General features: G+C 67.4%; 16 protein-coding genes. 5 read left to right on the plus strand and 11 right to left on the minus strand.

All coding sequences use genetic code 11. The features are described 5' to 3' along the window. Positions 1-179: 179 nt before the first annotated feature. Positions 180-368 (minus strand): hypothetical protein, encoded by a 189-nt coding sequence (locus ACZ9C1_RS08110; protein ID WP_023632482.1) that lies wholly within the window; start codon positions 366-368, stop codon positions 180-182. A gap of 140 nt (positions 369-508) precedes the next feature. Next, positions 509-829, minus strand: coding sequence for a YbjQ family protein (locus tag ACZ9C1_RS08115; protein ID WP_023632483.1), 321 nt, complete (start codon positions 827-829; stop codon positions 509-511). A 134-nt stretch (positions 830-963) separates the two neighbouring features. Here ACZ9C1_RS08115 and ACZ9C1_RS08120 point away from each other — a divergent pair, with 134 nt between their 5' ends. Together ACZ9C1_RS08120 and ACZ9C1_RS08125 are read left to right on the plus strand one after the other, a co-directional pair. Further along, the gene (locus ACZ9C1_RS08120; RefSeq protein WP_457377851.1) at positions 964-2,385 is read left to right on the plus strand and encodes an MFS transporter; all 1,422 of its coding nucleotides are present in this window, start codon (positions 964-966) and stop codon (positions 2,383-2,385) included. A 2-nt stretch (positions 2,386-2,387) separates the two neighbouring features. Next, positions 2,388-3,116 carry a class I SAM-dependent methyltransferase gene (locus ACZ9C1_RS08125; protein WP_046855205.1) on the plus strand — a complete coding sequence of 243 codons (729 nt, stop codon included), beginning with the start codon at positions 2,388-2,390 and terminating at the stop codon, positions 3,114-3,116. 130 nt (positions 3,117-3,246) lie between these two features. Here ACZ9C1_RS08125 and ribD read toward each other — a convergent pair whose 3' ends face one another. From ribD to ACZ9C1_RS08160, 7 genes are all read right to left on the minus strand, one after another. Continuing rightward, the gene (gene ribD, locus ACZ9C1_RS08130) at positions 3,247-4,161 is read right to left on the minus strand and encodes a bifunctional diaminohydroxyphosphoribosylaminopyrimidine deaminase/5-amino-6-(5-phosphoribosylamino)uracil reductase RibD (protein WP_476253850.1); all 915 of its coding nucleotides are present in this window, start codon (positions 4,159-4,161) and stop codon (positions 3,247-3,249) included. Beyond that, complete coding sequence (locus ACZ9C1_RS08135) at positions 4,158-4,817, minus strand: SAM-dependent methyltransferase (RefSeq protein WP_102685056.1); 660 nt, start codon at positions 4,815-4,817, stop codon at positions 4,158-4,160. Before ACZ9C1_RS08135 ends, ribD begins: the two co-directional genes overlap by 4 nt. Positions 4,818-4,829: 12 nt before the next feature. Next, a complete protein-coding gene (locus ACZ9C1_RS08140; RefSeq protein ID WP_102685057.1) occupies positions 4,830-6,521 on the minus strand; it encodes a WD40 repeat domain-containing protein in 1,692 nt (563 codons plus the stop codon). Positions 6,522-6,545: 24 nt separating this feature from the next. Then, entirely contained in the window at positions 6,546-7,142 is a 597-nt protein-coding gene (gene ribA / locus ACZ9C1_RS08145; protein WP_102685058.1) for a GTP cyclohydrolase II RibA, read from the minus strand. Between the two features lie 34 nt (positions 7,143-7,176). Next, positions 7,177-8,187 (minus strand): formylglycine-generating enzyme family protein, encoded by a 1,011-nt coding sequence (locus ACZ9C1_RS08150; protein WP_139670375.1) that lies wholly within the window; start codon positions 8,185-8,187, stop codon positions 7,177-7,179. Positions 8,188-8,252: 65 nt separating this feature from the next. Next, the gene (locus ACZ9C1_RS08155) at positions 8,253-9,146 is read right to left on the minus strand and encodes a VOC family protein (protein WP_102685060.1); all 894 of its coding nucleotides are present in this window, start codon (positions 9,144-9,146) and stop codon (positions 8,253-8,255) included. Next, positions 9,146-10,189, minus strand: coding sequence for a methyltransferase (locus ACZ9C1_RS08160; RefSeq protein ID WP_110701543.1), 1,044 nt, complete (start codon positions 10,187-10,189; stop codon positions 9,146-9,148). The genes ACZ9C1_RS08155 and ACZ9C1_RS08160 overlap by 1 nt, the downstream gene beginning before the upstream one ends. Before the next feature lie 312 nt (positions 10,190-10,501). Between ACZ9C1_RS08160 and ACZ9C1_RS08165 the strand changes: the two genes are divergently transcribed. Beyond that, complete coding sequence (locus ACZ9C1_RS08165; protein ID WP_277504743.1) at positions 10,502-11,146, plus strand: helix-turn-helix transcriptional regulator; 645 nt, start codon at positions 10,502-10,504, stop codon at positions 11,144-11,146. Positions 11,147-11,180: 34 nt separating this feature from the next. Here ACZ9C1_RS08165 and ACZ9C1_RS08170 read toward each other — a convergent pair whose 3' ends face one another. After that, positions 11,181-17,522 (minus strand): amino acid adenylation domain-containing protein, encoded by a 6,342-nt coding sequence (locus ACZ9C1_RS08170; protein ID WP_476253851.1) that lies wholly within the window; start codon positions 17,520-17,522, stop codon positions 11,181-11,183. A 419-nt stretch (positions 17,523-17,941) separates the two neighbouring features. On the opposite strand from ACZ9C1_RS08170, the gene ACZ9C1_RS08175 reads away from it, so the two are divergent. Continuing rightward, positions 17,942-18,694: a helix-turn-helix transcriptional regulator gene (locus ACZ9C1_RS08175; RefSeq protein WP_139670367.1), complete on the plus strand. Its 753-nt coding sequence runs from the start codon at positions 17,942-17,944 to the stop codon at positions 18,692-18,694. Between the two features lie 16 nt (positions 18,695-18,710). Continuing rightward, positions 18,711-20,141, plus strand: a complete 1,431-nt coding sequence (locus ACZ9C1_RS08180; RefSeq protein WP_277504746.1) for an efflux transporter outer membrane subunit — start codon at positions 18,711-18,713, stop codon at positions 20,139-20,141. Here the strand turns inward: ACZ9C1_RS08180 and ACZ9C1_RS08185 are convergent. Further along, positions 20,111-20,863: an AraC family transcriptional regulator gene (locus ACZ9C1_RS08185; protein ID WP_277504747.1), complete on the minus strand. Its 753-nt coding sequence runs from the start codon at positions 20,861-20,863 to the stop codon at positions 20,111-20,113. The genes ACZ9C1_RS08180 and ACZ9C1_RS08185 overlap by 31 nt on opposite strands. Positions 20,864-20,920: the final 57 nt, after the last annotated feature.

Genomic DNA, 20,920 nt, shown 5'->3' on the forward strand with positions numbered 1-20,920 from the left:
CCTCGAGCCGGCGGCGAGGGGGACGCGCCGATACCATGAGCGGGATCAAGAAATGGCGGGAAATGCGTGCCGTTGGGCGGTTTTGCAGTGTTCGGACCAACATGATCGCGGGGCAAGCCCGCCCCCACAGATTTCTAGCAAGGTCTGTGGGAGCGGGCTTGCCCCGCTAATGTGCTGTTTCACTTTTTCGACGGGACACGCGGCGTGAACCGCCCCTTCTTGGCCCGTTGCAGGTGCGCCGGCTGCAGTTGCTCCGATTCGTCCAGGGTCATGTTGGCAAAGCCCAGGCGCAAGGCCGCTTGCCCGCAGCGCACCTGGCTGTTGATCGGAAACGCATCGTTCAGGTCTTCAAAAAAAGATTCGCTCATGCCCTGACTCCCTCCAATGGCGACCGTGCCGGCAGGCAATGCACCTGCCTAGTGAAGCAGCGGCCCGTTGAAGTGAGACTAGTCGGTCATTTGCAGACCAGCCGGACAAAACCTCCTTGCCCGACCAGTGGCAACTGGCCTTACTTCAACCGCACCGCCGTACCGGTGGCGAACACCACGACCATGCCGCCCTGCACCGACGGCATGCTGATCTCGAAGTCCACGCCTACCACCGCATCGGCTTGCAACTGCCGTGCCCGCGCCACAAGCTCCTCGGTGGCCTGCTCGCGGGCCAGCTTCAGCGCACTCTCCAGGGTCTGCGAACGGCCACCGAAGAAGTCGCGAAAGCGTGCGAAGAAATCGCGCACGAAGTTGATCCCCTGCACCGATTCGGCGCTGACCACACCGAGGTATTCGGCAACGGGGCGGCCTTCGAGCTGGCTGGTGGTGCTGATGATCATGGGTGAAGCTCCTGGAACAAGACAAAAGAGCACGATCCTAACAAATCCACTGCAGCCAAATTACACAAGCAACTTCTTGAATAATGATTTTCCGGCTCCTAGACTCCCAACGCAGGATCACGCAAGGAGCCTTCATGACCGCCATCCCCGAACAGCCCCCCGCACGCTGGAGCGAACTGCTCAGCGGCGGCAACGCGCTGCGCTCGATCGCCCTGGCCGGCGGGGTCGCCCTGCACGCCGTCAATGTCTATATCGTCACCACGCTGCTGCCCACGGTGATCGACGAAATCGGCGGGTTGGCCTTCTATGCCTGGAACACCACCTTGTTCGTGGTGGCCTCGATCATCGGCTCGACCCTTTCCACCCGTTTGCTCGCTCGCGGCGGGCCACGGGTCGCCTATCTGCTCGCACTGCTGGTGTTCACCCTCGGTTCGGCAGTGTGCGCAATGGCCACCAGCATGCCGCTGCTGCTGGTCGGGCGCAGCGTGCAGGGCCTGGGCGGTGGCATCCTGTTCGCCTTGAGCTATGCACTGATCCACCTGGTGTTCGAGACCCGCCTGTGGCCCCGCGCCATGGCCCTGGTCTCGGCAATGTGGGGGGTGGCCACGCTGTGCGGCCCGGCCGTGGGCGGCGTGTTCGCCGAGGGCGGGCACTGGCGCTGGGCATTCTGGTCGCTACTGCCGGTGGCCGCCGCCCTGGCGCTGATCGTCTGCCTGCGTCTGCCGGCGCGCCAGGCGCTGGACGACAATGGCGCACGCCCGGCCTATGGCCTGATCGCCTGCCTGGTGGCCTCGGTGTTGGCGATCTGCGCGGCCAGCCTGGCCGACTCATTGTGGGTCAATCTGGCCGGGATCGTCGCCGGGCTGGCCATCGCCGCGCTGATCGCCCGCCTCGATCCCCGTGCCCGTCACCACCTGCTGCCCACCGGCGCCTACAGTCTCAGGCAACCGATGGGCGCGCTGTTCGCCATGATGTGCCTGCTGGTGGCGGCCATCACCACCGAGATCTATGTGCCCTATTTCCTCCAGCGCATCCATGGCTTCGGCCCCCTGGCCGCGGGCTACCTGACGGCCGTGATGGCCGCCGGCTGGACGGTCGGCGCCCTGGCCAGCGCCGGGCGTGACCGCGATGGCGGCGCCTGGCAGATCCGCTGCGGCCCGCTGCTGGTGGTCCTGGCGCTACTGGCCCTGGCTCTGCTGACACCCGCCGTGACGTGGGTGGCCAGCACGCCGGGCCTGGCCGTGTTTGCCCTGGCCCTGGCCGGCGTGGGCCTGGGCATCGGCCTGGGCTGGCCGCACTTGCTTACCCGCGTGCTGCAAGCGGCGCGCCCCGGCGAGGAAAACCTCGCTTCGGCCTCGATCACCACCGTGCAGCTGTATGCCACCGCGCTGGCCGCGGCCCTGGCCGGCCTGGTAGCCAACAGCGCCGGGCTGGTCGAGCCCGGTGGCGTCGAGGGCGCGCGCCGGGCGGCATTGTGGCTGTTCGCCGTATTCGCCTGCGCACCGCTGCTGGCCCTGCCATTGGCGCTGCGCCTCACCTCTGAACGCAAGGAGTGACCATGAAGGAATCCAAGGAAGTCTACGAGCGCATCAGCGAGCAGTTCGAAGACTTCACCAGCCACGCCAGCCAGCGCGGGGTCGAGGTCGACACCTTTCGCTACATGGCCGGCGAAGTGATCGGCGAGGAGATCCTCGACCTGGCCTGCGGCCATGGTTTCTTCAGCCGCCGCCTGAAGGACTGGGGCGCGGCGCGGGTGCATGGGGTGGACATCTCGCCGAGCATGATCTATCAGGCGCGCCAGGCCAACGACGGCATCGCCTACGAAGTGCGCGACGTGGCGCAGATGGGCCAGATCGGCCAGTTCGACAAGGTCACTGCGGCATGGTTGTTCAACTACGCCGGCAGCGTCGAGGAGCTGCGGCGCATGTTCGAAAGCGTCGCCCTCAATCTCAAGCCGTCCGGTCGATTGATTGCCTACACCGCCAACCCGGCCTTCGACCTGGCCCGTGGCAACTTCACCGAGTACGGCATCCGCGTACTGGACGAACAGCCGGTCGAAGGCGGCTTTCGCTGCCAGGGACAGTTCATGAGCACGCCGCCGGCGGACTTCACCTACTACCGCTGGCACAAGGCGGTCTACGAGCAGGCCGCCCATGACGTGGGCCTGCGCAATGTGCGCTGGATCGCCCCGCTGATCAGCGGCATCCGCAAGAAGGCGCATCCGCCGGGGTATTGGGACCTGTTCGAACAGAACAGCCTGCAAGTCGGGTTGATCTGCAGCCGCTGAGATCGCTGGCGCCGCTAACGCGGCGCATCGCCGGCAAGCCGGCTCCCACACCGATCGCGGCCAACCTCAAGCCATGCGCCATCCCGTAGGAACCGGCTTGCCAGCGATGGGACGCACAAGGCGTCCCCGCTCAGACCTGCACCAGCCACTCATCCACCAGCCCTTGGCGCGCCAGAGCCTCGCACCACGCCGGCTGCGCCTCGACCTGGACTTCATTGCAGTCGAGCTCGTACAACGCTTGCAACACCCGCCGCGCATCGACCTCCTCGATCACCTGGCAGCGCGCCCGGGCATAGCGCCCGTCACGCATCGCCTGCGCCGCATGCAGCACCAGCGTCGGTGCAAGGCCATCCAGCACCTTGGCCGAGGCAGGGCAATCGAGCCCCTGATCGACCACCACCCGCAACGGAGTCACCGGCTCGACTCGCTGTGCCGGTACCTGCGCCAGCAACGACGGGTCGCAGGCCTTGACCCAGTCACAGGTGGTCAACAACGCCGACGCCCTGCCCCGCCAGTGCTCCAGCGGCGCCTGCTCGTCGCAATGGCTGAGCATCGCGCCCTCACCCATCGCGCCGATGGCCAGCGCCGCCGGCCGCAACACCCGCACCCAGGGGCGCTGGCGCTCGATGCGCGAGAAAAACCCGCGATTGAGTGCTCGCGCCGTGGGACAGGGCATGGCCTCGACCGCGATGCCCGCTTCGCGCAGCCGAACCGCACCGATGCTCTGCGACGCATCGGCACTGGCCGTGACCACCCGGCGCACCCCGGCGGCCACCAGGGCATCGGCACACGGCGGGGTGCGCCCATGGTGACCACAAGGTTCGAGCGTCACATAGGCGGTGGCCCCCCGCGCCGCCGGGCCTGCCTCCTGCAAGGCGTGTATCTCGGCATGGGCGTGGCCGGCGCGCTGGTGCCAGCCGCGCCCCACCACCTGGCCATCGTTGACGATCACGCAGCCGACGCGCGGGTTGGGCATGGTGCTGTACAGGCCCTGGCTGGCAAGCGCCAGGGCCATGTCCAGGTAATGGCGGTCGAGCGCACTCACGTGCGGACCAGCGCCAGCAGATAGCGGGCCTCGCCATGCTGACGCTCGATCACCTCCAGGCCCTGCCAGGTGAAGCCGTGGGCCTCCAGTGTCTGGCGGATGCCATCGTCGGTGAAGAAATAGCCCTGGCGCTGGTTGTCCATTTCCCGCCACCCCGCCTCGGGGTGGGCATCATCAACCCCGAACACGTTCAGCCCCACCAAGGCGCCGGGGCGCAGCAGCCGGCGCACATGGGCCAGGTAAGGGCCCCATTCATCCGGGTGCTGGTGGTGGAAGCAGCCGTTGTCCAGGGCCGCGTCGAACACCGTTCCCGGCGCCGGTTGCCAGTCCTGCATGGCCTTGTTCACCAGGTCCAGGCGATCGCCCCAACGCTTGCGCAGCAACGGCCAGCTGGAGTTCTCGACGATATCCAGCCCGGTGACGCGGTGCCCGGCGAGGATAAAGGTGGAGGCGTCGCGGCCGCGACCCACGCCGATATCCAGCACATGCTGGTCGCCCTGTGGGTCGAGCCGTTCAAGGAAGGCCTGGGCCGCCTGGATCATGCCGACATCCCACGACCACTCGTCCTCGCCATGGCTGTAGCGGTGCACGAACGAGGTGTCGAGGGCCTTGCGGTAGTCGCCCTGGGGCATGAAGTCGCTTGCTTGCTTGCTCATCGTGCTGCTCCTTCAGGATGCCAGGCGGGCGTCGATGCCGTAGATGCGCCCGTCATAGGAACTGGCCAGGAACGCATCGCTGGCCGCGTCATGGGTCAGGCAGGAAATGCCGCTGGCGGTGGGTCGCTGTACCGGCAGCCAGCGCCGCGAGGCCAGGTCGAACAGCGCCACGGTACCGTTGTAGGCGGCGGTGGCGATCACCCGGCCATCGCTGGAGGCAGCGATGCATTTGATCGAGTGCTGGTGCGGCGAATCGAACACCTCGTCGCCGGTCTCCAGCCACAGGCGCAACTTGAGGTCGCGGCCGATGCTGGCGAAACCGCCGGTGATCGGGCAGCAGCCGTTGGAAATGCGGGTGTGCGCCGCCTCGATGTGCCGCACGCAGCTGAAGTCGGCGATGCTGTGCAACGCGGCGTCGGCCGAGGCGCAGACGCTGAACAGGTGACGCTCGTCGGCGGCCACGCCCTTGATCGCGTTGTCGTGCATGGGGATCGACGCCACCAGGCGCAGGCCGCCCTTGCCGTCATGGCCGAACACCAGGCCTTCGCCGGTGTAGGTGCCGATCAGCGCCAGGTCCTCGCCCTGCTTGACGAAGGTGGCGCCACAGTTGAGCGGCGAACGGTGCTGGTAGAGCATGCGCCCGGACAGGCCATCGAACACCTGGCCCATCTGACCACCGGTCAGCAGCAGCGGCCCGAACGGCAGGAGGAAGTTGCACAGGCTGCCGACACAGGTCACCGGCTGGTCGTCACGGTGCAGGATACCGGCGTCGCCGATGCTGTACTGGCGCTCTTCGCTGCGCACTACGGCATTGATACTCACCGCCGGCTCGATGCCCGACACCTGCCACTGGTCCTGCTCGTAGTTCCAGGTGGCGTAGCGCGAGCCGAAGGTGGCGAACACCAGTTGCTCGTCGCCGACGAAGGCGCAGCTGCGTGGCCAGACGATGCTCGGCAGTGCGGTGCTGCGGCGCTTGACCAGGTTGCGCCCGGCGTCGAAGGTCCAGAGTATCGCCGAGCGATCGTAGCTCAGGCTCACCAGCAGGCGTTTGTCGTCGTTCCAGACAATGCGCTTGATCCCTGCGGCGTGGGCCGCCACGGTCTGCACCTGGCCGTCGGCGATGATCGAGATGCGCCCCTCGTCATCGCCGGCGAACACCACGCCTTCGCGGGTGATGGCGATGGTATCGGTTTCCACGCCGCCGATGTCCACCTCGTCGCATTGCTGGCCGCTGCGGGTGTCCCACTGGCGCACGGTGCCGTCATCGCTGCTGGAGATCAGGCGCTGGCCATCCGGCGACCAGACCACCGAGATCACGTCGGCCTGGTGGCCATGGAATGCCTGCAGCTGCACGCCATCGAGGTCGAAGATGCGCAGCACGTGGTCGCGCGAACAGGTCGCCACGCGCAGGCTGTCGGGCGAGAACACCGCCATCTCGACGTCGTCGTTGTGCCCTTGCAGCACGGCCTTCAGGCGCATGCTCGGCACTTCCCAGATACGCGCGGTGTAGTCGCTGCTGGCGCTGACCAGGTGCTTGCCGTCGCTGCTGAAGGCGCACTGGTTGGCCAGGTGGTCATGGTGCACACGGTGGATCGGCTCGCCGGTGGCCGCGTTCCACAGGATCACCTGGTTGTCGTAGCCTGCGGTGGCGACGAAGTGCGCGGCATGGGCGGCGATACCGCTGATAGGGCCAATGTGTTTCATCGAAAGATCCTTTTTCGCTGGGGGTCAGAGCTTGATCGAATGGGCGGACTTGACGGCCTTCGCCTGCAGGTAGTTGCGGTTGTGGTTGGTCAGGAACACCCCGGTGGGTACCTGCTCGATCACATCGATGCCGCCGGCGCGTAACTGGGCGACCTTCTCCGGGTTGTTGGTCAGCAGCCGGCACTGGTCCACGCCCAGGGCGCGCAGGATCTGCACGGCAGGGTCGAAGGAGCGTGAGTCGGCCAGGTGGTTGAGGCGCAGGTTGGCTTCGTAGGTGTCCAGGCCCGAGTCCTGCAGCAGATAGGCCTCGAACTTCGAGTACAGGCCGATACCGCGCCCTTCCTGGCGCAGGTAGATCAGGTAGCCGCCGACCTCCTTGAGGGTGCGCAGGGCCTCCTGCAGCTGCGGGCCGCAATCGCAGCGCTGCGAGCCGAACACATCGCCGGTGATGCATTCGGAATGCACCCGCACCAGCGGCACGTCGCACTGATCGCGCCCGATACCCACGGCGAAATGCTCCTGGTCACGCTCGAAGCCGTGGAAGCCGAAGAAATGAGCATCGACATCGCCGCCGAGGATGGAAATCGGCACGATGGTGTGAAGCGAAACATCCTTGTTCATGGAATCAGACCTCTTGCACGGAAGACGGAAAAACTCAGTTGTGGTTTTCAACCAGGCGCAAACCCATGACGTAGATCGGTCGCGGGTAACGCCCGTGGCGGCGCGCGGTACGCGCCAGGTCGCGGAAACGGGTGAAGCTGCCACCACGGGCCACGCGGTGGGTGCCAACATCGAGCACCAGGTCGTCCTCGATGCGGGGGCCACCGGGGTAAGGCTGGTAGTCCTCGGCAACGTACTCCTCCACGTTGCCGGCCATGTCCAGCACGCCGAACGGCGAGGCCGCATCGATGAACACACCGACCGGCGTGCTGTCCAGATAGCCCAGCTCGGCAGTGTTGGCGTGCTCGACCTGGTAGGCGTCGCCCCAGGGGAACTGGCGCCCTTCAGCACCGGCGGCGGCATACTCCCACTGCGCCTCCGTGGGCAGGGCGAAGCGCCGGCCGGTACGCTCGCTGAGCCAGCGGGCATAGGCATCGGCATCGCTGGCCGAAACGCTGTACACCGGGTGGTTGGCATGGTGCCGTGGGTAACGGCCGAAGGCCCAGCCGTCGGGGATGCCGGCATGACCGCTGTCGAGCAGGAACTGGCGATACTCCTGGTGCGTCACCGGGAAGCGGGCGATGCGGAACGCCGCCAGCTCGACCGCATGGCGCGGGGTCTCCTTTTCGATCCAGCTGCGGTCCAGGCCCAGCCCGTCGAACTGATCCATCACCTGCGCCACCGCGCCTGGGTCCAGGCCGATGTGCACACGCGCCGCGGGAATGTCGATCATGTCCGGGGCGAAGGTGTCGATGCGTGGATCACCGCGCAACGCCAGCACCTCGCCGGCGCCGATGCGACGCGCCAAAGGCTGGCGCGGCTGTTCCAGGATGGCGAGCAGGACGTCCAGCGGAGCCTGGAGCAGATCGGCGAACGCTTCGCCGACCTTGGCCTGCAGGGGATGCTCCTGGTACTGCTCGGAATAGCCCATCAACGCCCGGTCACTGACATCCTTGGGCAACGGGCTGGGCAGCCGTGGCCAATGCCACTGTTTGTAGCTGTTCATGCGAATACCTGCCTGGGCACACACCTGCGCGCGCAAAGGCACGGCAGGCGTGTGACGACGTGGGGTCAGAGACGGTCGAGGAGCAACCGCGGGTTGCTTTCGATCATCTCCACTTCGGCGCTGTACACCTCGATCACCAGCCCATCGGGGTCTTCGAAGTAGACGGCGCTGCGCACGTTGTCCGGCCCATGGTGATAACCCGGCGCCGGGCCGTTGCCCTTGACCAGCTTGATGGTGCCGGCGGCGGTGACCTGGTCGGCAATGCGCCTTACATCCTCGGGTAGTGCCCGTATGCCGATGTGGTAGCCGGCCGGGTAGCTGAACGACTCGCTCTGTTCGATGAAGAAGTCGAAGCCGTTAAGCTCCATGACTGCCTTGCGCGGGCCGAGGTTGTAGCAGTAGTTGGCGCCGAGTATGTCGCTGTAGAAGGCCTTGGACGCCTCCAGGTCGCGGGTCAGGATGTTCACGTGGTTCATTTCCGGACGCTGCCTGGCCCGCGCCGCCTCGTCCAGCTCCAGGCCGTCGAGGGAACGCCACAGTTTGGTTGCCGCGGCGAACTTGGCGAAGCCCGCCAGCCAGTCCTTGATCGCCACCCCGGGTACCTGCCCGCTGGCGATATCCAGCGGGTACGGGTAGAGGAAGCCCTGGCTGGCCTGCTGCCACTGGGCGATCACCCCCGTGGCGGACGGCAGCTGCGCCAGCGTGCCTTGCACCCGCACCAGCACCAGCGCGGTATTCCGGCACAGCCCGGCGGCCTCACTGAGCAGGGTGTTCAGCGCCGTGGGGGGCGTGGCGCTGTCGAGCAACAGGCAGACCGCGTCCACCGGACCCTGGCCGACCGGCTTCTGGCTGACCTGCAGGCTGAAACCCGCTGCGGCCGCGGCGCTGCCCAGGCTGTCCAGGGCCTGGGCAGCGGCGTCACCGAGCGGCGCGGCGTGCAATGCCAATAGACGCAACATCAGGCAGCCCTCCGCCCGATCAGCAGGGTGTAGCGGCCGATCGGTTCCTGCTCCACCGTGAGCCCCGCCGCTGCCATGCTGTCGATCAGGTAACGGCTGGGGTGCAGTTCACCGTTGACCGTGTTGAGCATCATGTGCAGGGAGAAGTCGGCCGACAGGGCCGGATGAATCTCATCGTCTTCCAGGGCCATGCTCAGCACCAGCAGCGCGCCGTCGCCCTCGACCATGCCAGCGGCGCCAGCGATCAGGGTGCGCACCTGCTCGCGGGTGAAGTAGTGCAGGCAGTCGTTGAGCATCACCACATCGGCGCGCTCGCCCTGGTACTGGGCCAGGTCCAGCAGGTTGCGGGCATGGAAACCCAGGCGCTCGTCGAGTCGGTACTTGGCGAAGGTGGCCGCGGCCGCCTCGCGGGTGGGCTCCAGGTCCCAGACCTCCCCTTTGACCTGCGGATGGCGGCTGGCGATCTCGGCCAGGTAGGTGCCGTGGCCGCCGGCGAGGTCGATCACCCGACGGGCCTTGTCGAACAGCGGCAGGTCACGCAGCACGTCCACCATCGGCTGGCTGAAACGGACCATGGCGTCGTTGAAGGCATCGCGGGCCGCCAGGTCGTGCTTGAAGCGATTTTCCTGCTGGAAGTCCAGCGAATCGCGGCTGCGCAGGACTTCGTCCAGGCGTGGCCAGTTGTGCCACTGCAGGCGCTGATGGTCGATGATCGGGCCGATGAACTCGGCGCTGTCGCTGACCAGGAAACGCTGGCTCAGCGGCAGGTTCTCGAAGCCTTGTGCGGTGCGCTTGAGCAGGCCCATGGCCACCAGCGCGTTGAGGAAGATACGGCCCTTGTTCGGCACCCAACCCAGCGCATCGCTCAATGCCTCGGCACCGACTGGCTGGCGGGTGTGGTCGAACACGCGCTGGGCCAGCGCCGAATGCAGGATGGCGGACTGGCGGTACTGGTCGGAGAGCTTCACCAGGTCGACCACGCCCTGCAGGCTGCTCACTTCATCGGCGTGTTCATAGATGGTCACGGGTTTCTGGGCATTCATGCACTCACATCCCTGTCGAGTTGTTGTTTGATGGGCCCATGCCCGGCATTTGCCAGCAAGGTGTTGACGCACTTGCACGCACCCCTCCCTGGGACCGGCAAGCACAGGCTCCGCAGATCAGCCTAGACGCGGATCTAATAAATACAACTAATACCTTTTATATTTTTATCGCATATAAATTTTCTCATCGATAATCGTTCCCCCTTGCACAAATCACCGCGAATCCGGGCTATCCTTCGCCCACTTGCCTGCGCAAAGGATGGCCCAGGAGAGTGCCCGATCCGCTCATTCACGCCCGGTTTCCAGCGCTCCATGACCTCGACCACCGTAGATTCGAACTGCACCGCCGACCGCATCCTGTTCCTGCTCAAGACCCGCGGGCCGCTCAAGACCGCCGATCTTGCCCAATTGCTCGCCATCACCTTCGAAGCCGCCCGCCAGCAGGTGCAGAAACTGCAGGCGGCCGAGCTGATCAGCGGCATCAGCGTGCCGGCCAAGGGCGCCGGGCGGCCCTCGCAGAAATGGGCGTTGACCGCCACCGCCCAGCGCCGCTTCCCCGATTCCCACAGCGTGCTAACCCTGCAACTGATCGAGAGCGTCGAGCAGGTGTTCGGCAGCGATGGCGTCGACCGCCTGATCAGCCGCATGGAAGACAGCAACAGCCGCGAGTATCAGCAAGCCTGCGCAGGAGCCGAAAGCCTGGAAGACAAGGTGCGCATCCTTGTGCAATTGCGTGAACGCGCAGGCTACATGGCCGAGATCCAGGCCGACGGCGACAACTGGCTGATCGTCGAGAACCACTGCCCGATCTGCATTGCCGCCACCCGTTGCCAAGGGTTCTGCCGCAGCGAGCTGCAGGTGTTCCAGGCGGCAATCGGTGAGCAAGGGCTGGTGGAGCGCTGCGAGCACCTGATCTCGGGGGACCGGCGCTGCGTCTATCGCATCTCGCCGCGGTAGCCCGCCCCCAGGCAGTGCTCGTCACGCCGCTCCATCAGATCCGCCGCCTGCCCTTGAGCGCCGGGATGGTGGTCTGGGCGATCTCCACCTGTACCTGCTCGCGGCGGGTATTGGCCGCGAGGCCCGCCAAGGTCGGCTGGCTGAACAGCAACCGCGCATCGGCGTGCAAGCCGGCCTGGCGCATGCGTGCCACCAGGCTGACCGCCAGCAGTGAATGCCCGCCCAGCTCGAAGAAGTTGTCGTCGCGACCGACCTGCTCGATCTTCAGCACTTCGGTCCAGATCTGCGCCAAGGCCTGCTCCAGCTCATCACGCGGTGCCTGGTAGGCCCGGCTGATCACCGCCGCAGCGCCTGGCACCGGCAAGGCGTTGCGATCGACCTTGCCATTGGCGCTCAGCGGCAGCTCGGCCAGCAGCACGTAGGCCGACGGCACCATGTAGGCCGGCAGGCGCGCCAGCAGGTAGCCACGCAACGCCTCAGGTGTTGGCGCGTCGTGGTTATCGCGGCAGCTGGCATAGGCCACCAGGCGATCCTCGCGCACCAGCACCACGGCCTGGCCAAGGGCCGGGTGGCTCGCCAGTAGAGCCTCGATCTCGCCTGGCTCGATACGCAGGCCATTGAGCTTGACCTGGAAATCGTTGCGCCCAAGGAACTCCAGTTCGCCATCGGCGCGGTAACGCACCAGGTCGCCGGTGCGATACAGCCGGTCACCGGCCACGAACGGGCTGGCGATGAAGCGCTCGGCCTGCAGTGCCGGCAAGCCCAGGTAACCACGGGCCACGCCGATACCGCCGATGTGCAGCTCGCCGGCGCACCCCATGGGCACCGGGCGGTCATGGGCGTCGAGCACATACAGGCGGGTGTTGCCGATTGGCCGCCCGATCGGTGGGGCGACGACGGGCAGTGGCTGCTGCGGTTCCAAGGTCCAGGCGGTGCTGTCGACGGTGGCCTCGGTGGGGCCATAGACGTTGTGCAGGCGCACCCGGGGCAGTCGCTCGCGCACGCGCTGCGCCAGTGCCAGGGTCAGTTCGCCGCCCCCGCAGAACAGATCGCGCAGGCTGGTGCAGCGCTCTACGCCCGGGGTGTCGAGGAAGGCATGCAACAAGGCCGGCACGAACTTTACGGTGGTCACCTGGCGGGCCTGGATCAGTTGCACCAGGTAGGCCGGGTCACGGTGCCCGTCAGGGCGCGCCAGTACCAGGCGCAGCCCCGCGCACAATGGCCAGAACAGCTCCCATACCGAGCCATCGAAGCTGAACGGCGCCCGTTGCAGCAACCCGTCATCGGCCTGCGGCGGGCACAGGTCGCTGCCCCAGCGCATCAGGTTGCACAGCCCGCGGTGCTCGACCATCACGCCCTTCGGCGTGCCGGTGGTGCCTGAGGTATACATGACATAGGCCAGGTGCCCGCCGCCAAGCTCCGCCAGCGCGGGCGCCTGGTCGCTGTGCGCCTGCCAGGCGCCCTGGTCCAGGTCCACCAACGGTGTTTGCTGGCCATCGAACAGGCCGCGGGTGGCGCCCTGCACCAGCAGCGCCAGCGGTGCGCTGTCGGCGAGCAGGTAGTGCAGGCGCTCGTCGGGGTAGTCAGGATCCAGCGGCACATAGGCACCACCGGCCTTGAGCACGCCCAGCAGGCCGACGATCAGCGCCACGCCACGCTCGAGGCATACGGCGACCCGCGTGTCGGGCCGCACGCCGAGGCCTATCAAGTGGTGCGCCAGGCGATTGGCCTTGGCATCGAGCTCGCGGTAGGTCAGTTGCGTCTGCTCGGTCTGCAGCGCCACGGCATCCGGCGCGCGCCTCACCTGAGCGGCGAACATGGCCGGCAGATGCGGGTATCCAGGGTCCAGCGCCACCTCGGTGGCGTTGACGGTCTCCAGCAGGTAGCGGCGTTCATCCTCCGGCAAGGTCGACAGCGATTCGAGCGCCACCGGGGCTTGGCCGGCCAGCGCCTCGGCCAAGCCCCGCAGCGCGCACGACACATGCCCGAGCACGCGCTCGGCGCCCAGTTCACGGGGCGCACGCACACTCAGGCGCAAGGTGTCGCCCTCCTCGTCCACGGTCAGCACCAGGGCATGGCTGTGCACCTCGCTGGCCTCGAGCAGCGACACGCCCGGCAACGACACAGTCTGCGCCGCGCCATGCCGATAGTTGAGCAGGCTGTCGAACAGTGCCACGCCGGCTGGCAGGCCGCTGCAACGCTGGGCCAGGACCAATGGCGCGTCCTCGTGCCCGAGCAGCGCCGCCAGTTGGCTATGGGTACCGGCCAGGGCCTGGGCCACGCTGCGCCCGGCCAGCGACACGCGCAGCGGCAGGCTGTTGATGAACATGCCCAGCGCCCGGTCGGCGCCCTCGCCGGCCATCACCCGGCCCAGCAGCACGGTGCCGAAGACCACCTCGTCACGGCCGCCCAGCGCCCCTAGTACCTGCGCCCAGGCCAGGTGCATCAGGCTGCCAAGGCCGACATCGTGCTGGCGCGCGCGCTGGCGCAGGGTGGCGGCCAGGGCCTCGGGCACGGTGATGGCGCAGGTCTCGACCTGCGCCCCCCCTTGCGGCCCTTCAGCCATGCCGGCCAGCCGGGGCGGCGCCAGCACCCCGGCCAGGGCCTCGCGCAGGTACCGTTCATGGCTGGCCTGCCGGCGCTCATCGCGGCTCAGCGCAACATAGTTGCGGTAAGCCACCGGAACAGGCAGGTCATGGCCTTCGCCTGCCATCAGCGTCGCCAGCTCGGCGAGCAGCACCTGCACCGAGACCGCGTCGTTGACCAGGTGGTGGAAATGCAGCAGGCCCAGCCATCGCGCCTGCACGCTGTCCTCGACACAGGCCAGGGCCATCATCGGTGCCTGGCGCAGGTCAAGCCGCAGCCCCTGTTCGCGTAGCCGCGTGGCCGCATCGCCCGGGCCGGGCCCAAGCACGCTCAATGGCAGCCAAGCCTGGCGCCACACCACCTGCTGGGGCTGTGCCAGGCCTTCCCAGGCCAGGCTGGTGCGCAGGATGTCGTGGCGCTCGATGACCCGGGCCAGGGCCTGGTTGAACGCCTCCAGCGCCGCCCTGCTGTCGAAGGCGAAGAGCGCCTGCTGCAGGTAGGGATCGCGCTCGTCGGTGAGGTGATGGTACAGCAGCCCTTCCTGCAACGGCGCCAGGGGGTAGATCTCCTGCACATTGGCCGCGCCGCCCGGAACCGTGCCGACGATCTGGTCGATGCTGGCCTGGTCGAGGTGGGTCAAGGCCAGCATCTCGGGGGTGATGCGCTGGCAACCCGGCGCCACGCGGTTGGCCGGTACCGCTTGCGCGGGGGCGCTGCCGAGCGACGCGGCGAGGCTGGCCAGGGTCGGCTGGCCGAACAGCACCTGGGCATCGGCGTGCAGCCCTGCCTGGCGCATGCGCTCGATCAGGCGTACCGCCAGCAGCGAATGGCCACCCAGTTCGAAGAAGTGATCATGCCGCCCGATCTGCTCTACCTCCAGCAGCTCGGCCCATAGCGCGGCCAGGCGCTGCTCGAGCTCGCCCTGCGGCGGCTCGTGGGTACGCCGCACCGAGGCCTCGCTGTCCGGTGCCGGCAAGGCGCGACGGTCGAGCTTGCCATTGGCGGTCAGCGGCCAGGCCGCCATCGCCACATAGGCCGAAGGCAGCAATGCCGCGGGCAAGCGGTCGCGCAGGTGCTCATGCAGGTCCAGCGGGGTCAGTACCTGCTCGGCGACATACCAGGCCACCAACTGCCCGTCACGCAGCAGTACCACGGCCTCACGCACGGCCGCGTGGCTCGCCAGCGCACTCTCGATCTCGCCCAGCTCCACCCGCACACCGCGGATCTTCACCTGGTCGTCACTGCGGCCCAGATACTCCAGGGTGCCCTCGGGCAACCAGCGCACCAGATCCCCTGTGCGGTACATCCGCGCGCCAAGCTGCTGGGCGAAAGGGTCGTCAAGGAAGCGTTCGGCGGTGAGCTCGGGGCGGTTCAGGTAACCACGGGCGACCCCCGCGCCACCAATGTACAACTCGCCCACGGCGCCCACCGGCAATTCTCGCCCCTGGGCATCCAGCACGTACAGGCGCGCATTGGCCACCGGCGCGCCGATATGCAGCACCTGCCCGGGGTGCACCTCGCCAGCGCTGGCGACCACCGTGGCCTCGGTCGGGCCGTAGTTGTTGATGATCCGGCAACCCCGCTCCCGGGCCAGGCGCCGCAGGCGGTCGCCGCCGACCAGCAAGGTCTGCAAGGTCGGGTGTGGCTCGCCCTGGGCGAAGGCGTGCTCGGCCACTGGCGTGGGCAGGAAGCTGACCTGCAACGGCTGGGCGCGCCACCAGCGCAACAGCGCATCGATATCCTCGCCCCCTTCGCCCACCGGCGCCAGGTGCAGCGTCGCGCCGGCGCACAGGGCTGGCCAGACTTCCCAGGCCATCGCATCGAAGCCGAAGCCGGCCAGGCTGGAGGCATGGCTGCCCGCGTGCAGGTCAAAGGCAGCGCAGTGCCAGTCGACCAGATTGGCCAGCATGCGGTGCTCGACCATCACGCCCTTGGGTTGGCCGGTGGAGCCGGAGGTGTAGATCACGTAGACCAGGTTGGCGCCGGACAGCTGGGCTACCTGGGGGTTGGCCAGCCCTGCCCTGGCCGATGGCAAGCGGTCCAGCTCGATCACCGGCACGCTCGTGGCCGGCAGGCGGTCACGCAGGCCCGAGAGGGTCAGCACCACCTTCGGCGCGCAGTCATCGATCAGGTACTGCAGGCGCTCGCTCGGGTGCGCCGGGTCCACCGGCACATAGGCCGCGCCAGCCTTGAGCACCGCGAGCAAGCCGACCAGGGTCTCCAGGCCGCGCCGGGCGAGCACCGCCACCCGCTGCTCTGGCAGCACGCCCATGGCCAGCAGTTGCGCGGCCAGCTGGTTGGCGCGGTCGTTCAACTCTCCATAACTCAGGCTGCGCCCCTGATGCACGGCGGCCGTCGCCTCGGCGCGTGTTGCGGCCTGGGCCTCGATACGGCGGTGAACCAAGGCTGGGCCCTCGGGGCCTTGGGCGGTGGCGTTCCACTGACGCAGGCGCTGGTGTTCCTCGGCAAGCAACAGGTCGTAGCTGTCGATGCCCGCCTGCGGTTGCTCGAGCCCTTGGGCCAGCACATGAAGCAAGCGCGCGCTGAACACTTCGACCTCCTCGGACGCCAGCCAGGCCTGGTTGTACACCAGGTGCAACCAGGCCTTGCCATTGTGCGGATTGCTGCGCAGGTAAATCGACAACGGGGTGGGCTCGTGGTCGTTGCACACTTTGACGCTGTGTGCGCCGAGGCTGCCGTAACGCAAGTCGTGACCCTCTTCCTCGTAGGACACGGTGATCTCGAACAGCTGCCCACGGGCCTCGCGGGACAGGCCCAGCGCACGGTTGAGCTCGCTCAGCGGCAAGCGCTGGTGGCGCAGGTCGCGCTTCAGGGTGTCGCCAATGCGCCGCACCAGATCGGCAAAACTCAAGGTCCTGCCGAAGTCCATGCGCAACGCATTGACCTGGGCGAACATCCCTTGCGTCGCCTTGGCCCGGGCATTGCCACGGTTGCGCACTGGCAAGCCGATTACCCAGTCGTCACGCTGCCAGGCCCGGGCGCAGCAGACATGCAGCGCCGCCAGCAACACATGCAGGGCCGACCCCTGCAACTCGGCGGCCAGCTGGTGCATGCGCGTCAGCAATCTGGTGTCGAAGCTGCACTCCAGCGCATTGCTCGGCGTGGCGGTGGCGAGCAGCCCCTGGTCACGTGGCCTGAGCAACGCATCGGGCAGCGTCCGGTACTTGTCCAGCCAGTAGGCGAGGTCACGCTGCTGGCGTGCCGAGCCCTGATACGCCAGGTCGTCCTCGATGAAGGCTTGGTAGGACGGCGCTGAGTCCGGCAACGCCAGGCCCTGTTCAAGCCAACCATAGTACTGGCCCAACTGGTAGACGAACTGCTCCAGGCCCCAACCATCGAAGATCAGGTGGTGACCTTGCAGGACCAACAGGCTGCGGCACTCGCTCAGGTGGAGCAGCGCCATGCGCACCAGTGGCCCGCGCTCGAGGGCGAAGCGCTGTTGCAGCAACGTCTTGATCAGCCCCTGCGCCGCCTCGAACGGTGCGCTGTGGTCGCGCAGGTCATGCTCGTCCAGCGCGACCCGCACGTCGCGGGCGAAGCGCTGGCGCGCCAGGCCATCGCCACCGGCATGGCGCACCAGCACCGTGCGCAACCCGTCGTGCACGCGGACCAGATGGTCAAGCGCCTGGCTCAACAGCCCGCAGTCCACACGGCCATCGAGCTCGACATAACCGCCGACATTGTAGAGCGGCGAATCGCCATGGCTGATCTGGTCGAGCCAGATGTCGCGCTGGGCGCAGGTCAGGGGAAAGGTGTCGGCGGCGGACATGGCGTGGATCTTCCTTGAAACGGGGTCGTTCGCGGATTCAAGCACCCACCCCGGCCCCTGTATGGCCCCCCAAACCCGGACAATGGCAGGGCCTTTTTGCTCAGCCTGAACCTGCGGAATCTTTTGTAGGACATTGACGCTAGCGGGCAGCCGGCAGCGGCCTACCCCTATGAGCGAGCGTGGCAAACGCCGCCGATCTCGCCGCTTACTGGCGCCAATTGTCCGACAATCCTGCGATCCGCAAGGTACATCAGGGGAAAAACACCGACTTTTCTTGTCGGATTAATTGGCATTTCCTGTCCCCGCTTTCCGCTACAGACGCAGGCTTGGAGCCTGCTATTCAATAGCGCCAAGCCCCAGCACAGAGAGGACTCGACCGCGAGACCCCGCCGCGTTACCGGATCAAGGAAGACAAGCACATGAAGCTGATCGACAGCCTCGAACACTGCCACGACCCGCACCTGTACCTGCAACTGGGGGCACTGGTTGCCAGCACCGGCGATGGCACCTTCGCCGAACAGATGTTCCAGTTGATCGGTGACCAGGTGCCGCTCCATCGCCTCGACCTCAGCGAATGGACCCTCGACAGCGACCAGGCCAGCATCCGCCAGGTCAAGGCACTGGGCAGTGCCGGCCGCCCCGAGGAAACACCGGTTCAGGAGCCTCTGCGCCACCCCCTGCTGCAAAGCATCATGCGCATGGAAGACCCGCTGCTGATCCAGATAAACGCCCCCGTGCACCAGTGCAACCTGGTATCGCGCAGCGGCAACCGGCGCTGGGTCATCTGCTGCCAACGGCTGCGCAGCGAGGGAATGTTCTCGCTGGCCGAGCTGTCGCTGCTCAAGCGCCTGTCCGACACACTGCTGCCGTTGGTCGAGCATCACGCCCAGCTGTTCCTGCAGTCGGCCAGTCGCCGCCCGGGCGGCCTGCTGCCCGATGAGGCCGGGTCGCTGCGCCAGGTGTTCACCGAGCGCCTGGAGCAAGACGCAATCCGCCTGTCCAGCCGCGAGCAGGAGGTGTGCATCGGCCTGCTCACCGGTGGCACCGTGCCGCAGATGGCCCAGCGCCTGAACGTGAAGAGCAGCTCGATCGAGACCTACCTCAAACGCGCCACCGCCAAACTCGGCGTCAGCGGACGCCACGGCCTGGCCCGCTGGATGGCCGGCACCTGAACCCAGAGACCCTGCCATGCGGCAAATCACACTACCCTTGCTTGCCCTCGTGCTGACCGGCTGCAGCCTGGCCCCCGACTACCAGCGCCCCCCCTCGCCCAGCGCCGAGCAATACCCCAGCGGCCCCGCCTATCGGGGCGGGCCGTCCACCACGGCACTGCCCCGCGACTGGCAGGGGGTCTTCCGCGACCCGGTGCTGCGCCAACTGCTCGACACCGCGCTGGCCAACAACCGCGACCTGCGCGTGGCCGTGCTCAACGCCGAAGCCTACCGCGCCCAATACCGCATCCAGCGCGCCGAGTTACTGCCGAAGATCGCCGCCAATGCCCAAGGCACACGCCAGTACCTGCCACGGCGGCGTACCGGTGGCGAAGGCGTGATCAGCACACAGCAATCGGCCACCATCGGCATCAGCGCCTATGAGCTGGACCTGTTCGGCCGCCTGCGCAGCCTCAGCGACCAGGCCCTGCTCAGTTACCTGGCTACCGACGAGGCACGGCGTGGCGCCGAGCTCAGCCTGATCAGCAGCGTTGCCGGCGCCTACCTGACCTGGCGCGCCGACCAGGAACTGCTGGCCCTGTCGCGCCAGACCTTGCAGGCCGACGAGAAAAGCCTGCGCCTGACCCAGCGCCAGCGCCGCACCGGCACGCTGTCGGCGCTCGACCAGATCCAGGCCACCACCCGGGTCGACAGCACCCGCGCCGCCGTCGCGCGCTATACCCGCCTGGCCGCCCAGGACCTCAACCAGTTACAGCGCCTGGTCGGCGCGCAGGTCGATGAGCACCTGCTGCCCCTGCCCCTGGCCAACGAGCAGATCGCCCGGGTGCCGGCCGGCCTGCCCGCCGACCTGCTGCAGCGCCGGCCCGATATCCGCCAGGCCGAATACCAGTTGCAGGCCGCCAACGCCAACATCGGCGCGGCACGGGCGGCGTTCTTCCCAAGCATCAGCCTGACCGCCAACGCCGGCAGCAGCAGCCGCGAGCTGGCCGATCTGTTCGATGCCGGCACCGGCAGCTGGCTGTTCCAGCCGCAAGTGAACCTGCCGCTGTTCAACGCTGGCAGCCTGCGCGCGAGCCTCGATTACGCCAAGCTGCAAAAGGACATGCAGGTGGCGCGCTACGAGAAATCGATCCAGACCGCCTTTCAGGAGGTGGCCGACGGCCTGGCGGCGCGCACCACCTACCAGCAGCAGCTGCAGGCCCAACGCGACCTGGTCGAGGCCAGCCAGCGCTACCACGACCTGGCCGAGAATCGCTACCGCAACGGCATCGACAGCAGCCTGACGTTCCTCGATGCGCAGCGCTCGCTGTTCAGCGCCCAGCAAGGCCTGATCAGTGATCGCCTGGCGCAGTTGCTGGCCGAGGTGAACCTGTTCACCGCGCTGGGCGGCGGCTGGGACGAAGCACCGGGGCTGGCCTACCAGCGCTCGGCGGTCCTGCCGAAGTAGACCGATGGCGACACCCCGAGGGTACGGCGGAACATCGCGCTGAACGCGCTGGGGCTGTCATAGCCCAGGTCCAGCGCCACCTCCAGCACCGACTGTCCGGCCGCCAGGGCATCCAGGCTGGCCAACAGGCGCATGCGCCGCAGCCATTGCACCAGGCTCAACCCGGTCTCGCGCTGGAAGGCGCGAGTCAGGGTGCGCGCATTCAAGCCGCTGTAGGCCGCGGCGCGGGCCAGGCTCCAGTCCTCGGACGGGGCCTGGCGCAGCGCTTCGCACAGTCTTTGCAGGTGCGCCGAATGCGGGCTCGGCACATGCAGGGCGAACACCGGCAGCACGCGGATCTCGTCGAGGATAAGTTGCATGATCCGCGCCTCGCGGCCTTGCGCCGGATGATCGGGGGCGACGTCCATGGCGCGGATGATCAGTTCGCGCAGCAACGGCGAGATCTCGATCACCTGGCATTGACGCGGCAAGTCCGGGCGCGCGCCCGGGTCGACGAACAGGGTGCGCATGCGCACCACGCCGGCCATGCGTAGCTCATGTTCGACAGCCGCCGGTACCCACACACCTCGCCCAGGGGGGACCACCCAGTTGCCCTCGCGGGCACTGACCGTGACCACGCCGCTGATGGCATGGATCAGCTGGGCGCGGTCATGGCAATGCGGGGCGATGTGCTCGCCATGGCGGTAGTTCTCGGCGAGCGGCAGGATGATAGGGCGCGGCATTGATGCGAGCCTGGCAAGGGTGGATACGGATTATTGGCGATGCACGATTCAAAGGGG

This window comes from Pseudomonas sp. TE21435, from assembly GCF_056279265.1.

Bases quoted from the DNA above. Each gene is read 5' to 3' on its own strand.
- ACZ9C1_RS08160 (WP_110701543.1), bottom strand. From the start codon at position 10,189: ATGAATGCCCAGAAACCCGTGACCATCTATGAACACGCCGATGAAGTG.
- ACZ9C1_RS08180 (WP_277504746.1), top strand. From the start codon at position 18,711: ATGCGGCAAATCACACTACCCTTGCTTGCCCTCGTGCTGACCGGCTGC.
- ribA (WP_102685058.1), bottom strand. From the start codon at position 7,142: ATGAACAAGGATGTTTCGCTTCACACCATCGTGCCGATTTCCATCCTC.
- ACZ9C1_RS08150 (WP_139670375.1), bottom strand. From the start codon at position 8,187: ATGAACAGCTACAAACAGTGGCATTGGCCACGGCTGCCCAGCCCGTTG.
- ACZ9C1_RS08110 (WP_023632482.1), bottom strand. From the start codon at position 368: ATGAGCGAATCTTTTTTTGAAGACCTGAACGATGCGTTTCCGATCAAC.
- ACZ9C1_RS08175 (WP_139670367.1), top strand. From the start codon at position 17,942: ATGAAGCTGATCGACAGCCTCGAACACTGCCACGACCCGCACCTGTAC.
- ACZ9C1_RS08170 (WP_476253851.1), bottom strand. From the start codon at position 17,522: ATGTCCGCCGCCGACACCTTTCCCCTGACCTGCGCCCAGCGCGACATC.
- ACZ9C1_RS08140 (WP_102685057.1), bottom strand. From the start codon at position 6,521: ATGAAACACATTGGCCCTATCAGCGGTATCGCCGCCCATGCCGCGCAC.
- ACZ9C1_RS08185 (WP_277504747.1), bottom strand. From the start codon at position 20,863: ATGCCGCGCCCTATCATCCTGCCGCTCGCCGAGAACTACCGCCATGGC.
- ACZ9C1_RS08115 (WP_023632483.1), bottom strand. From the start codon at position 829: ATGATCATCAGCACCACCAGCCAGCTCGAAGGCCGCCCCGTTGCCGAA.
- ACZ9C1_RS08135 (WP_102685056.1), bottom strand. From the start codon at position 4,817: ATGAGCAAGCAAGCAAGCGACTTCATGCCCCAGGGCGACTACCGCAAG.
- ACZ9C1_RS08155 (WP_102685060.1), bottom strand. From the start codon at position 9,146: ATGTTGCGTCTATTGGCATTGCACGCCGCGCCGCTCGGTGACGCCGCT.
- ACZ9C1_RS08125 (WP_046855205.1), top strand. From the start codon at position 2,388: ATGAAGGAATCCAAGGAAGTCTACGAGCGCATCAGCGAGCAGTTCGAA.
- ACZ9C1_RS08120 (WP_457377851.1), top strand. From the start codon at position 964: ATGACCGCCATCCCCGAACAGCCCCCCGCACGCTGGAGCGAACTGCTC.
- ACZ9C1_RS08165 (WP_277504743.1), top strand. From the start codon at position 10,502: ATGACCTCGACCACCGTAGATTCGAACTGCACCGCCGACCGCATCCTG.